Below are 11,909 nucleotides of genomic sequence, written 5' to 3' on the forward strand. Positions count from 1 at the left end.
TCGCCGTTCCGGTCGGGCGAGCCGGTGGACGCCACGACGTGCGCGCCCGCCGCCCGGGCGAGCTGGACGGCGTAGCGGCCGACGCCGCCGGTGGCGCCGGTGACGAGGACGCTACGGCCGAGCAGCGGGCCGATGCGGTGCAGCGCGCGCAGGGCACTGGCGGCGGCGACCGGGATGGTGGCGAGGGCGCCCAGGTCGGCGCCGGCGGGTGCGACGCCGATCAACCCGGTGTCCACCGCCCGCAGTTCGGCCCAGCCGCCGGCCGGCATCAGGGTGACCACCGGGGTCCCCTCGGCGGGGCCGGAGCCGTCGGCGGCGGCGCGTTCGACGGTCCCGGCGGCGTCCCAGCCGAGGACGGCGCCGTCGGGGGCCGATGCGAGCCCGAAGGCGACCTCGCCGTAGTTGAGCGAGGTCGCGGTGACCCGGACCAGGGCCTGGTGGGGCTCCGGGACCGGCTCCGGGGCCGTACCGAGGCGCAGGCCGCCGGGGGCCGAGCGGTCGACCAGGAGTGCACGCATGGAGGATCCTCCCCAAGATTCTGCCACTGAGTGGCATAAGCCTATAGGTGGCATTCCCGGCCTGGCTAGACTGACCGCGATGACTCCCGAGAAGGCCACCGGCCCCGCACCCCGGACAGGCACCGCACCCCGGACCGGCGCCCCCGAGGCCCCGGGCGCCGGACTCCCGCTGCGCGAGCGCAAGAAGCTGCGCACCCGTCAGGCACTGGTCGACACCGCCCTGGAGCTGTTCGGCGAGCACGGCTTCGACGGGGTGACGCTGGACCGGCTCTGCGAGGCCGTCGAGGTCTCCAAGCGGACCTTCTTCCGGGCGTTCACCAGCAAGGAGGACGTCGCGATGGCGCCCACCCAGGACCTCTGGGCGGCGTTCCTGGTGGCACTGGAGAACCGGCCGCCGGAGGGCGGGGGCGGCCGGCTCATGGCCACCCTGGAGGAGGCCCTCGCCGAGGCGATCGACCGGATGCCGGCCGACGGCTGGGCCGAACGCACCCTGGCGAGCCGCCGGCTGGCCGCCCGGACGCCGTCGATGGACGCCCACGGGCTGGCCTTCTGCGAGCGGACGACCCGGGAGGCGGTCGCGACGATCGGCCACCGGTTCACCCTCGACGGCCCCCCGGCGGCCGCCGCGCCGCGCGCCCGGCTGGCGGTGGACATGCTCGTCGCCGCGTTCCACCAGGCGATGGACGCGTGGGTGACACAGCCGTCCGGGCACACCCGCGCGGACCTCACGCACCGGCTCCGGACGGCCTGCGCCGAACTGCCGGGCGCGCTCGCGGCGACGGCCGTGCCCCGGACCGACCGGCGGGACTGAGACCCCCGGGGAACGGCGAACCAGCGAGCGGCGAACCGGAAAAGGCGAACCCGGGAAAGGCGGACCGGGAAAGCCGAACCACCCCGGGCGCACGAGCACGGCGCACCCGGGGCGGGGCTTCGAGGGCCCGAGGGGCTCAGGCCGTGGCCGGGTCCGCCTCCTCGGCGCCCGCCCCCGCCGGCACGGGAACGGAGCGCAGCCGGGACGCGGGCGGCGCGGGGATGACGGCGGCAACGGCGGCCGCGATCAGCGCGACGCCGCAGCCGATCACCAGGCCCACCCGGAAACCGCCCTCCGAGGGCAGGGTGTGGCCGCCCAGGGTGACGGTCATCTGCGACAGCACCACGCCCATCACGGCGGCGGACACCGAGGTGCCCAGCGAGCGCATCAGGGTGTTGAAGCTGTTCGCCGAGGCCGTCGCGGTCAGCGGCACCGCGCTCATGATCAGCGCGGGCATCGCGCCGTAGGCCAGGCCGACGCCGCTGTTGCAGACGATCGTCACGATCAGCACGCCCCAGGTGGAGCCCATCAGCGGCAGCGCCAGCCCGTACCCGACGGCGATCGTCAGCGCCCCGGCGACCAGGGTGAACTTCGGTCCGCGCGCGGCCGACAGCTTGCCGCCGAACGGGGAGACGACCATCATCATCAGCCCGCCGGGCGCCATCCACAGGCCCATCGCCAGCATCGACTGCCCGAGCCCGTAGCCGGTGGCCTCCGGCAGCTGGAGCAGCTGCGGCACGATCAGCGCCTGGGCGTACATGCCGAAGCCGACCAGGACGGAGGCGGCGTTGGTCAGCAGCACCCGGGGGCGCGCGGTGACCCGCAGGTCCACCAGCGGCTCGGCCACGCGCAGCTCCCAGCGGGCCCAGAGCAGCAGGACCACGGCGGAGGCGGCGAACAGGCCGAGGGTCCGGGCACCGCCCCAGCCCCAGTCGCCGCCCTTGGAGACGGGCAGCAGCAGGCAGACCAGGCCGACGCTCAGGCCGGTCGCGCCGACGTAGTCGAAGCGCCCGCCGGCGGCGGGGCGGCCGTCCACGGAAGCGGAAGCGGAAGCGGCAGGCGCCGGGATGACGACCCAGAGCAGGCCGATGATGACGACGGCCAGCACGGCGGTACCCCAGAACAGCGCGCGCCAGCTGGCATAGTCGGCGACGCCGGCCGCGATCGGCAGGCCGAGGCCGCCGCCGATCCCCATGGAGGCGCTGACCAGGGCGATCGCCGAGCCGAGCCGCTCGGGCGGCAGCACGTCGCGCAGCAGGCTGATGCCGATCGGCACCAGGCCCATGCCCATGCCCTGGAGGGCCCGCCCGGCGATCATCGGCACCACGGAGTCGGCCACCGCGCACAGCACCGAGCCGAGCAGCAGCGGGACGCAGGAGGCGATGAGCATCGTCCGCTTGCCGAGGAGGTCGCCGAGGCGGCCGCTGATCGGGACGAAGACGGCGGCGGAGAGCAGGGTCGCGGTGATGACCCAGGAGGCGTTGGACGCGGTGGTGTGCAGGAGTTGCGGGAGCTGGCTGATCAGCGGGGTGACCAGGGTCTGCATGATCGCGGCGACGGTGCCGGTGAAGGCGAGCACCGCCACGATCGGACCGGTGCGGGGGGTGGGGGCGGGGCCGTTGATGACGGGCCTCCTCGGGCGGTCGAAGAGCGGTCGAGGGCGTTCGAAGAGCGGAATCATGCACAAAGCACATGATGTGCATGAAACACAAGACGGTCAGCTTACACAGGATGTGCGCCATGCACATCATGTGTGCCACGCACGCCTCTGGCATACTGAAGGGTGATCCACGGAGAACCCGCCGGTCGAAGCGGTGATGAAGGGACTTCGACATGACCAGCCCCACGCACGAGGTCGCCCTCGAATTCCTGGTGTTCGCCCGGCACCGCGACCTCAACCAGGTCAACGCCCGCCCCGAGGGCAGCCAGCTCGAACGCACCGCCTACATCCTGCTCAGCCGGGTCGACGCCGAAGGGCCCATGTCCATCGGCCAGTTGAGCGACGCCTTCGCCCTGGACGTCTCCACCCTCAACCGGCAGACGGCGGCCCTGAAGAGCGCGGGCCTGCTCGAACGCATCCCGGACCCGGACGGCGGCATCGCCCGCAAGTTCCGCCTCACCGAGGAGGGCCGCCGCCGGCTGGACGCGGAACGCGAGGCGCACGTACGGGCGCTGAACCTCGTGATGACGGACTGGCCGGAGGAGGACATCGCCTCCTTCGCCGGCTTCCTGCGCCGCTTCAACACCAGCATCGAACGGCTCGACGGCCGCCCCTGGCCGCGGAGTTGAGACGTCGGGGCCGCCGGTCCCGGATCAGCGGCGGGCCGTGGTCCGAGGCCTCTCACCGCCGGCCGGACGACCGGCCGTCGGCGGTCACTCCGTCTCGTCCATGTGGCCGTGGCGGTAGGCCCAGGCGGCGAGTTCGACCCGGTTGCGGACGTCGAGTTTCAGTTGCGCGGTGGCGAGGTGCTTCTTGACCGTGCCGAGGGAGATGTACAGGCGGTCGGCGATCTCCGGGTTGGTGAGGCCGGAGGCGGCGGCCCGGACCGTCGCCAGCTCGCGGTCGGACAGCGGGTGACGGTCGGCGTCGGGGAGCGGTGACCGGGCCCGGTGGGAGGTGAAGTGGCGCAGCAGGCGGACGGTGACCTGCGGGGAGACCATGGCCTCGCCGCGGGCGGCGGCGCGGACCGCCTCGATGAGCATGGTCGGGCCCGCGTCCTTGAGCAGGAAGCCGGCCGCGCCGCCGTGCAGGGCCTCGTGCACGTATTCGTCGAGGTCGAAGGTGGTGACGACGATGACCCGCAGCGGGTCCGCGACGCCGGGACCGGCCAGCCGGCGGGTGACGTCGAGGCCGGTGAGGCCGGGCATCCGGATGTCCAGCAGGCAGACGTCGGGCCGGTGGTGCTCGGCGAGGCGCAGGGCCTCGATGCCGTCGCCGGCCTCGGCGACGACCTCGATGTCGGGTTCGGCGTCGAGGATGTAGCGGAAGCCGGTGCGGACCATGCGCTGGTCGTCGGCGAGCAGGACGCGGATGGTCATCGGGCCACCGCCCGCCCGGTGGCCGCCGGGGCGGGCCGTCCGGGGGCGCCCGTCCCGCCGGGCAGGCGGGCGGCGACGTGCCAGCCGGTGCCGGGGGCGGCCGGTCCCGCGCGGAAGGTGCCGCCGAGCAGTTTGGCGCGCTCGGCCATGCCGATCAGCCCGTAGCCGTCCCCCGCGGGAGCGCGCACGGGGCCGCGGCCGTCGTCGTGGACGTCCAGGTGCAGCCATCCGTCGTCGCCGTGGACCCGGACGGTGATCCGGGTGGCGCCGCGGGCGTGGCGGTCGGCGTTGGTGACGGCCTCCTGGGCGATCCGCAGCAGGGCGGCGGCGACTTCGGCCGGGGTGTTCTCCAGTTCGGCCTCGCCGCTGACCGTGATCCCGCAGCGGTGGCCCTCGCCGGGGCGGGCGAGCGCGGCGAGCTGACGGGCCGGCGAGTCCGTGTCCTGGGCCGGGTGTTCGCCCTCGCGGAGCGCACCGACCAGGCGACGCATCGCGGCCAGCGCGTCGGCCCCGGCGTGCTCGATGTCGGCCAGGGCCGTGCGCAGCAGCTCCGGGTCGCGGACCGCGACGTACTGGAGGGCCTGGGCCTGGACCACGATGCCGGTGACCTGGTGGGCGACCACGTCGTGCAGGTCGCGGGCCAGTGCGTTGCGCTCCTCGCGCACCGCGCGTTCGATGTGCCAGGCCCGGCGCTCGGCGCGCCAGCGCAGTAGCAGACCGGGGCCGAGCAGCACCAGCACCAGCAGCGCGTTGTCCACGTCGTACGGCCCGCCCTCGCGCCCGGCGGCGGCCAGGAGGGCGGCGAAGGCGGCGAGTGCCGTACCCGCGACCACCGGCGGTCGGCAGCGGTGGGCGACCAGGGAGAGCAGTAGCGCGAGGGCGAGCCCCTCGGTGAGGCCGGTGGGCCGGTGGCCGCTGGGCAGCAGGTGGTACCCGGCGGACGCCGCGAAGGAGACCAGCAGAGCCCCGGCGGCGGCCGGCGCGGTCCCGGCCCTCCCGGAGGCGCGGGGCCGCAGCGCCCAGAGGACGAGCGCGCCCATCGCCGCGCCGGAGCCGAGGAACAGCGCGTCGCCGACGGGGCCGGGACGCATGCCCCACCAGCGGCCGAGGTCGGTGAGCAGGGCCGACAGCAGGGCGAGCCCGGCGAGGGCGGACGGCATGAGGCGGGTGCGCCGGGCGTCGACGCCCTCGCGGGCGACGGCGGGCGGACAGGCTGCCGGTCGGTTGTGCATGCCGCCCACCGTACGGCGGGCGCGAGGGAGCCGGGGGTGGCCGATCGGCTACTTCGAAGCGGGCCGGACGGCCGCTGCGCCACCGCGTCGACCTGGGCGAACGTACGGGTACCGCAACGGCGGCCGGGTTCGAGGGCCGCCGCCCGTACGCCCTGGAGTCCTGGAGGAAGCCCCCGTGTCCGTGTCCGGCACCACCCCGCGTACCCCCGAAGCCGACCGGGCGCGACCGGCCACCCGCCGCACCGCCGTGCGCTGGACGGTCGTCGCCGCTGTCGTGGCCGCGCTGGCCGCCTTCACGGTCGGCCCGCGCAGCGCACCGGTCGCCGCCCACCGCAGCGGTGACCCCGCGTTGGCCGAGCGGGTCGCCGGACTGCTGCCGGACGGGCAGGGCGCGGGCGGCTCGGTGGGCGTCTCGGTCGCGGTCGTGGACCACGGCACGGTCACCAGGGCCGCGCTGGGCACCACCGACGGCTCCACCCCGGTCACCCCGGACACCGTCTTCGAGACCGGCTCGGCGCAGAAGGTGCTCACCGCGAGCCTGCTCGGCAGCCTCCTGGACGCCGGGAAGATCAGGCTCACCGACACCGTCGGCGCCCTGTGGCCCGAGCACGCCTTCGCCGACCCCGCGGTGGCCGGCATCACCGTCGAGCAACTCGCCACCCACACCTCCGGTCTGCCGTCCTTCCCGCCGGACGGCCCGCGGTTCCCGCTGGCGATGGCCGGATACCTGCTGGGCGGCAACGGCTACTCGGTCCTCCCTGACCCGGTGCGCGTGCTCACCGGCCTGACCGGCCACGGGCCGAAGCCGGACACCGCGTTCGCCTACTCCAACCTCGGCTACGCCGTGCTCGGCCAGACCCTCGCCAAGGTGGACGGCCGCGACTACCCGACGGCGCTGCGCGCGCGGGTCCTCGCCCCGCTCGGCATGGACCGCACCACCGTCCGCACCGCCCCCGGCACCCCGGACGGGGCCGCCCTCCCGTTCCACACCGCCGGAACCCCGGTCGTGCCGTGGACCAACCCCGGCTGGGCCGCGGTCGGCACCGGTACCTGGACCACCAGCGCCGACCTCGCCGCCTTCCTGGCCGCCGACACCGCCCCGAACCCGCCCACCGCGCTCGCCCTCACCCACGCCCCGCACGCCGCCGTCGCCGACTACGCCGACCGCGACGGGCACATCGGCCTCGGCTGGCAGCTCTGGAACGCCGGTGGCACGACGATCAGTTGGCACAACGGACTGACCAACGGTTCCCGCGCCTTCGTCGCCACCACCGCCGACCGACGCGCGGTGGCCGTCCTCAGCAACTCCACCCGCACCCCGGCCGAGAAGATCGGCTTCGCCCTGCTCGGCGTCGACACCCCCGAGTTCGACGAACCGCAGACGCCGCACCCCGTCCTGATCGCCGCCACCGTGCTGCTCTCGGCCGGCGCCCCCGCACTCGCCCTGCTCGGCGTGGTGCGCCCGCGCCGGGCCCGCTTCTCCCGCCCACTGGACCGCCTCAAGGCCGTTTCCCTGCCGCTGACCGCCACCACCTGCTGGCTGCTGTCCCTGCGCACCGGCGAGTGGGGTCACCTGCCGGGCGTCCTGTGCGCGATCGGCGCGGGCCTGACGGTGGCCACGGCCGCCGAGTCCGTCCGCCGCTGGCCCGCCCTGCCGACCACCCGCGGCGGCCACCCGTGGCTGCGCGCCGTCACCTTCGCCCTGCCGGCCCTGCCCCTGGCCGCGCTGCTCTGCACGACCGGGCTGATCACCCTCGACCTGCCCTGAACAGCGAGCACCGGGCGGCCCGACACCCGGGCCGCCCGCCGGCGTCTGCGCGCAGTGGGTAAGCCGCACTCCCCCGGGACGTCAGTGGGCCCGGAACGTCAGCGGGCCGGGGCGAGTTCGGCGAGGAGGGCCGGGCCGGGCCAGGCCGGGGTGGCGGCGGGGGCGGCGGCCTCGGCCCGGCGGACGAGGGTGATCAGGCGGGCGTTGGCGGGGGCGGTGAGGCCGTGGCGTTCGGCGAGGGCGACGATCTCGCCCTGGAGCGAGTCGATCTCGGTGGGGCGACCGCGCTGGAGGTCCTCCCACATCGAGGAGCGGGCGGTGGCGTCGATCCGCAGGCTCGCCCCGGCCAGCCGCTGGAACAGCGCGTCCGGCAGGCCGAGCACCCAGGGCATCAGCCCCGGCGGCACCGGGCCGAGCCGCGCCGGTGTGACCCCGGCGGCCCGGAACGCCGTCAGTGCCTCCCGCTGGCAGCGCGCCACGCACCGTCGGTACGCCCGCTGCCCGACCTGCTCGCGCAGCGGCAGGCCGGAGAGCGCGTTGACGGCGTTGTTGAGGTTCAGCAGCAGCTTGGCCGCCTGGACGGCCGGCATGTCCGGCCGCAGTTCCAGCTGGAGACCGCTCGCCCGGGCCGCCCCGGCGAGGGCGACGGCACCCTCCCCCGCCGCCAGCATCAGTGACCCGCCGCTGCCCTGGTGAACGGCGGCGGGCCCGGTCCGCACCACGTTGTACGGGACCATCCCGGCCAGCACCCGGTGGGCGGGCAGCGCGGCCGCGAGCGCCCCGGTGTTGCGCAGGCCGTTCTGGAAGCTCACCACCACCGTGTCCGGGCCGAGGTGCGGGGCGAGTTCGCGGGCGGCGGTCGCGGTGTCGGCGGACTTCACGGTGACCAGGACGTGGTCGGCACCCGCCACGGCCGCCGGGTCGGCGGCGGCGGTCAGCTCCCGTACCTCCCGGCGGGCCCCGCCCGGGCCGGTGAGGGTCAGCCCGTCCGCGTCGATCGCCGCCATCGCCGCCGGCCGCCCGATCAGGGTGACGTCGGCGGTCGCGGCGAGCATGCCGCCGAGGTGGCAGCCGACGGAGCCGGCGCCGAACACAGCGATCCGGAGCCTGCGCTGGGCGGGGGTGGTGGGCACGGGAGCTTCTCCGGGGAGGGGGTGGACGGGGAGGCGGGGGCCGTCAGTCGAAGAGGTCGGGGTCGGAGACGGTGATCTGGTCCCACAGCGGGCGGGCCTGGAACCAGCCTGCCAGCGGGGTCCCGATCTGGCCGCGCGTGATCAGGGCCGTCTCCCGGTCGATCGACTTGGGGGTGCCGGCCGCCATCGCGAGCAGCTGCGCCTGGCAGGAGCGCTCCATGGTGACGAACCACCAGACCGCCTCGGCCACCGACTGGCCGACGGTCAGCAGGCCGTGGTTCTGCAGGATGACGGCCTTGTGGCTGCCGAGCGCGGCAGCGACCCGCTTGCCCTCCTCGGTCTCGGTCACGACGCCCCGGTAGTCGCTGTACAGGCCGTGGTCCTCGAAGAAGGCGCACGCGTCCTGGGTCAGCGGGGCGAGCGGGATGCCGAGGCTGGAGAAGGCCTTGCCGTGGAGCGAGTGCGAGTGGGCGGCGGCGACCGCGTCGGGGCGGGCGGCGTGCACCTGGGAGTGGATGGCGAAGGCGGCCCGGTTCACCGGCCGGGTGCCGTGCAGCAGGGTGCCCTCGTGGTCGACCAGGATCAGGTCGGAGGCCTTGATCTGGCTGAAGCTCATGCCGAACGGGTTCACCCAGAACCGGTCCGGGTGCTCCGGGTCGCGCACGGTGATGTGCCCGGCAACGCCCTCCGAGAAGCCGAACCGTCCGAACAGGCGGAAGCCCGCGGCGAGTTGCTCCTTGCGGTACCGGCGCTCCTCCTCCACCGAGTCGAACACCGGCGGCAGCGGCAGGGTGACCCCGTCCGGGGCGGGGCCCACGACGCCGGTCGCCGCGTACGGGTCGGCGGGCTGCTGCGGTACGGGCATGGCGGCTCCTCGGGGTGCGGTCGGTCCGGTCAGGGGTGACGTGTCACGCCGGATTTCCGGCGGACGTACGGAAGCGGTGGAGCAGTTCGCGGGCGGGCGGGCTGTCGGCGTCGAAGGCCTGCATGCCGTGGAGGTCGGACGGCACCTCGGGGCCGGCGAGCCAGACGCCGTGGCAGCTGAAGCAGAAGGAGATCCCGAAGAGGAGTCCGCCGGGGCCGTGCGCCCGGATCCCGTATCCGGGCGCGAAGCAGCGGCGCAGGTCGCCCTCCGGCAGCGCGCCCATCAGCTCCAGGGCCTGCCGGAGGTGCCCGGTCTCCCAGACGGTGAGGACCTCGCCGGTCACGGAGTCCCAGCCGTGGGCGCTCACCGGATCCGCGATCCGGACCACTTCGATGCGGGAGGCCTGCGAGGCGGCGTCGGGGAGCAGCATGCGAACAGGATCACAGAGCGGGACTGTTCCGGGAAGGTGTCGTCAGTCCAGCCGGTGGCGGACGTCGCGGTTGCGCTTGTACTCGCGCATGAGCGCCAGGAGGTTGATCAGCGTGCTCGCCGGAACGTTGCCGACGTCGACCAGGCGACGGCCGTGGAGGTTGATGTCCCCGGGGCTGGCGGACGGCCAGAGGAGGCCGAACTCACGCCCCTCGGTGCGGAGTTCCACGATGAGTTCGGTGACCTGGCGCGAGGTGAGGTGGAGCAGGGCCGGGTCGGCGGGGTGGATGGGGTGGTGGGCACTCACGCGGCACCGTCCTGCCGCAGCTCAAACCAAACGGTCTTGCCGAGATGCTGGGGGTCGACACCCCAGCGGTGGGAGAGGCCCGCGACGAGCTGGAGGCCCCGGCCGGTCTCGGAGAGGAGGGCGTGGGGGCCCAGGTTCGGGAGGAGTGGACTGCGGTCGGAGACCGCGACGCGGAGGGTGTCGACGCGGTGGTCGATGAGGATGACCGGAGAGGTCGTCTCGCCATGGCGCCAGGCGTTGACGATGAGTTCGACCATGGCGAGCTCGGCGTCCGCGATGAGGGAGGGCGGCCAGCCGGCGTTGGTCATGCCGTCGCGGAGGGCGTCGCGGGAGAGGGTGAGGGAGGGGGAGTTGATGTTGCGCACAGTGTCTCCCGATGGGGAAAGGGTGAGACCGGCGGATACGTCGCCGTGAACGAACCCACTGGACATGGGTGTTCTTCGGTGCCCGAGCGGCGTTACTGACGATCCGTTCGGTGATCGGTGCATCACAGACTGTAGGGCATGATGGCTCACATGTGCCACCAGATCCGGAAACATGGTCCACCGCTAGTCGCTGGACTGTTGTCGAGACGGCGTAGATGCTTGGGCCATGCCACCACGTACAACCCCATCGGCCAGGCAGGAACGGTTGGGCATCGAGCTAAGGAAGATGCGAGACGGCGCCAGCCAGACAACTGCCCAAGCCGCCGCTGTGTTTGGCCTTGATCGAACGAAGATCACGCAAGTCGAGAAGGGGCACTACCCCATCACGGCTGAGCGCGTCCGGGCGCTCGCGGAGGCCTTCGGCGAGGCCGATGCCGAATACGTCGCAGCCCTCGCATCCATGGCCGAGGAGCGACACAAGGGTTGGTGGAACGAGTACCGCGACTTTGTTCCGCAGGGATTTCTCGACATCTGCGAGCTTGAGCACTACTCGATGGGCATGCAGTCGTACCAGATCAGCCATCCACCTGGGCCGATGCAGTCAGAGCGATACTGTCGCGCGATCTTTCAGTACGCCCAGTCGCCACTGACTCCACGTGTCGTCGAGACGCGAGTCGAACAACGCCTGCGCCGATCGCAGACGTTGATGGCGGACGGGGCCCATCCGTACACGGCGATCGTCCACGAGGCCGCCTTGCGCATGCAGTTCGGTGGCCGTGATGTCACCCGGGACCAGCTGGATTGGATGCTGGAACTATCCCTGCGCCCTCACGTGATCCTCCGAGTGATCACGTTCGAGTCGGGCGGCTTCATGGGGTCCGGCCAGGCCATCATCTACGCGAAAGGCCCCGTTCCTCGCCTCGATACGGTCCAGTACGACTCGGTCGATGGACCGATCTTCCTCCACACGACAGAGCATCTGAGCACCTACCGCGGCATCATCGAGCGGATGACTGATCGGTCTCTTTCGGTTGAAGGTTCTCGCGACGTGATCGCGAAGATCAAGAAGGAGATATAGATCGTGGAAAACCTCAGCTGGACGCGGCCCACATCGTGCGCCAACTCGAATAACTGCCCCGAAGTTGCCATGGCCCCCGAGGCTGTCTACGTCCGCAGCAGCCTCCTGCCCGACGCCATCGCCCAGCTCACTCCCGACGAATGGCGCGACCTCGTCTCCGCCATCCGCGCGGGCGAGTTCGACGTCTGACGCCTCTCCCCCGCCGCACCGGCCGGCCGCTCCGCAGCCCGGCCGGTGCCCCATCGCCGCCGATTCGGCGCACGGGCGCTGAACTGCTAATCTTCCTTTCAGCGCGAGGGACATGATTCCTCGCCAGGCGTCAGCGGTGCTACCAGAGCACGTCCTACTTTCAGTAGGAAGAGTC

Annotated in this window: 14 protein-coding genes; 5 read left to right on the forward strand and 9 right to left on the reverse strand. The window is 73.4% G+C overall.

Features of this window, described 5'->3' with window-relative positions; genetic code table 11:
• Positions 1–518 (reverse strand): alcohol dehydrogenase catalytic domain-containing protein (locus tag ACFU6K_RS15800; RefSeq protein ID WP_380663449.1); only part of this gene is annotated, 518 nt, incomplete at its 3' end.
• 79 nt (positions 519–597) lie between these two features.
• On the opposite strand from ACFU6K_RS15800, the gene ACFU6K_RS15805 reads away from it, so the two are divergent.
• The gene (locus tag ACFU6K_RS15805) at positions 598–1,329 is read left to right on the forward strand and encodes a TetR/AcrR family transcriptional regulator (protein ID WP_380663451.1); all 732 of its coding nucleotides are present in this window, start codon (positions 598–600) and stop codon (positions 1,327–1,329) included.
• Positions 1,330–1,465: 136 nt separating this feature from the next.
• Here the strand turns inward: ACFU6K_RS15805 and ACFU6K_RS15810 are convergent, their stop codons facing one another.
• Complete coding sequence (locus tag ACFU6K_RS15810; protein ID WP_380663469.1) at positions 1,466–2,953, reverse strand: MFS transporter; 1,488 nt, start codon at positions 2,951–2,953, stop codon at positions 1,466–1,468.
• Positions 2,954–3,162: 209 nt separating this feature from the next.
• On the opposite strand from ACFU6K_RS15810, the gene ACFU6K_RS15815 reads away from it, so the two are divergent.
• Positions 3,163–3,618, forward strand: a complete 456-nt coding sequence (locus tag ACFU6K_RS15815) for a MarR family winged helix-turn-helix transcriptional regulator (RefSeq protein WP_380663452.1) — start codon at positions 3,163–3,165, stop codon at positions 3,616–3,618.
• A gap of 84 nt (positions 3,619–3,702) precedes the next feature.
• On the opposite strand, the gene ACFU6K_RS15820 is transcribed toward ACFU6K_RS15815, so the two are convergent.
• Positions 3,703–4,368 (reverse strand): response regulator, encoded by a 666-nt coding sequence (locus ACFU6K_RS15820; protein WP_380663454.1) that lies wholly within the window; start codon positions 4,366–4,368, stop codon positions 3,703–3,705.
• Entirely contained in the window at positions 4,365–5,600 is a 1,236-nt protein-coding gene (locus tag ACFU6K_RS15825; protein WP_380663456.1) for a sensor histidine kinase, read from the reverse strand. Before ACFU6K_RS15825 ends, ACFU6K_RS15820 begins: the two co-directional genes overlap by 4 nt.
• A 175-nt stretch (positions 5,601–5,775) precedes the next feature.
• On the opposite strand from ACFU6K_RS15825, the gene ACFU6K_RS15830 reads away from it, so the two are divergent.
• On the forward strand, positions 5,776–7,368 hold the full coding sequence (locus ACFU6K_RS15830) for a serine hydrolase domain-containing protein (RefSeq protein ID WP_380663458.1): 1,593 nt from the start codon (positions 5,776–5,778) through the stop codon (positions 7,366–7,368).
• 98 nt (positions 7,369–7,466) lie between these two features.
• Here ACFU6K_RS15830 and ACFU6K_RS15835 read toward each other — a convergent pair whose 3' ends face one another.
• From ACFU6K_RS15835 to ACFU6K_RS15855, 5 genes are read right to left on the reverse strand one after another with little or no spacing between them, the layout of a single operon-like run.
• Complete coding sequence (locus tag ACFU6K_RS15835; RefSeq protein ID WP_380663459.1) at positions 7,467–8,501, reverse strand: 2-dehydropantoate 2-reductase; 1,035 nt, start codon at positions 8,499–8,501, stop codon at positions 7,467–7,469.
• 43 nt (positions 8,502–8,544) lie between these two features.
• Positions 8,545–9,366: a class II aldolase/adducin family protein gene (locus ACFU6K_RS15840; RefSeq protein WP_380663460.1), complete on the reverse strand. Its 822-nt coding sequence runs from the start codon at positions 9,364–9,366 to the stop codon at positions 8,545–8,547.
• A 43-nt stretch (positions 9,367–9,409) separates the two neighbouring features.
• Positions 9,410–9,796 (reverse strand): hypothetical protein, encoded by a 387-nt coding sequence (locus ACFU6K_RS15845; protein WP_380663462.1) that lies wholly within the window; start codon positions 9,794–9,796, stop codon positions 9,410–9,412.
• 42 nt (positions 9,797–9,838) lie between these two features.
• The gene (locus ACFU6K_RS15850; protein WP_380663463.1) at positions 9,839–10,102 is read right to left on the reverse strand and encodes a hypothetical protein; all 264 of its coding nucleotides are present in this window, start codon (positions 10,100–10,102) and stop codon (positions 9,839–9,841) included.
• Entirely contained in the window at positions 10,099–10,467 is a 369-nt protein-coding gene (locus ACFU6K_RS15855; protein WP_380663465.1) for an ATP-binding protein, read from the reverse strand. The genes ACFU6K_RS15850 and ACFU6K_RS15855 overlap by 4 nt, the downstream gene beginning before the upstream one ends.
• Positions 10,468–10,732: 265 nt before the next feature.
• Between ACFU6K_RS15855 and ACFU6K_RS15860 the strand changes: the two genes are divergently transcribed.
• Both ACFU6K_RS15860 and ACFU6K_RS15865 read left to right on the forward strand, forming a co-directional pair.
• Positions 10,733–11,545 (forward strand): DUF5753 domain-containing protein, encoded by an 813-nt coding sequence (locus tag ACFU6K_RS15860; protein WP_380663466.1) that lies wholly within the window; start codon positions 10,733–10,735, stop codon positions 11,543–11,545.
• 3 nt (positions 11,546–11,548) lie between these two features.
• Complete coding sequence (locus ACFU6K_RS15865) at positions 11,549–11,734, forward strand: DUF397 domain-containing protein (protein WP_380663468.1); 186 nt, start codon at positions 11,549–11,551, stop codon at positions 11,732–11,734.
• The last annotated feature ends 175 nt before the right edge of the window (positions 11,735–11,909 follow it).

This window comes from Kitasatospora sp. NPDC057512 (assembly GCF_042802135.1).
Lineage (GTDB): Bacteria > Actinomycetota > Actinomycetes > Streptomycetales > Streptomycetaceae > Kitasatospora.

Excerpts from the sequence above, each read along its gene's own strand:
- ACFU6K_RS15840 (WP_380663460.1), bottom strand. The coding sequence starts at position 9,366 with ATGCCCGTACCGCAGCAGCCCGCCGACCCGTACGCGGCGACCGGCGTC.
- ACFU6K_RS15805 (WP_380663451.1), top strand. The coding sequence starts at position 598 with ATGACTCCCGAGAAGGCCACCGGCCCCGCACCCCGGACAGGCACCGCA.
- ACFU6K_RS15825 (WP_380663456.1), bottom strand. The coding sequence starts at position 5,600 with ATGCACAACCGACCGGCAGCCTGTCCGCCCGCCGTCGCCCGCGAGGGC.
- ACFU6K_RS15815 (WP_380663452.1), top strand. The coding sequence starts at position 3,163 with ATGACCAGCCCCACGCACGAGGTCGCCCTCGAATTCCTGGTGTTCGCC.
- ACFU6K_RS15820 (WP_380663454.1), bottom strand. The coding sequence starts at position 4,368 with ATGACCATCCGCGTCCTGCTCGCCGACGACCAGCGCATGGTCCGCACC.
- ACFU6K_RS15845 (WP_380663462.1), bottom strand. The coding sequence starts at position 9,796 with ATGCTGCTCCCCGACGCCGCCTCGCAGGCCTCCCGCATCGAAGTGGTC.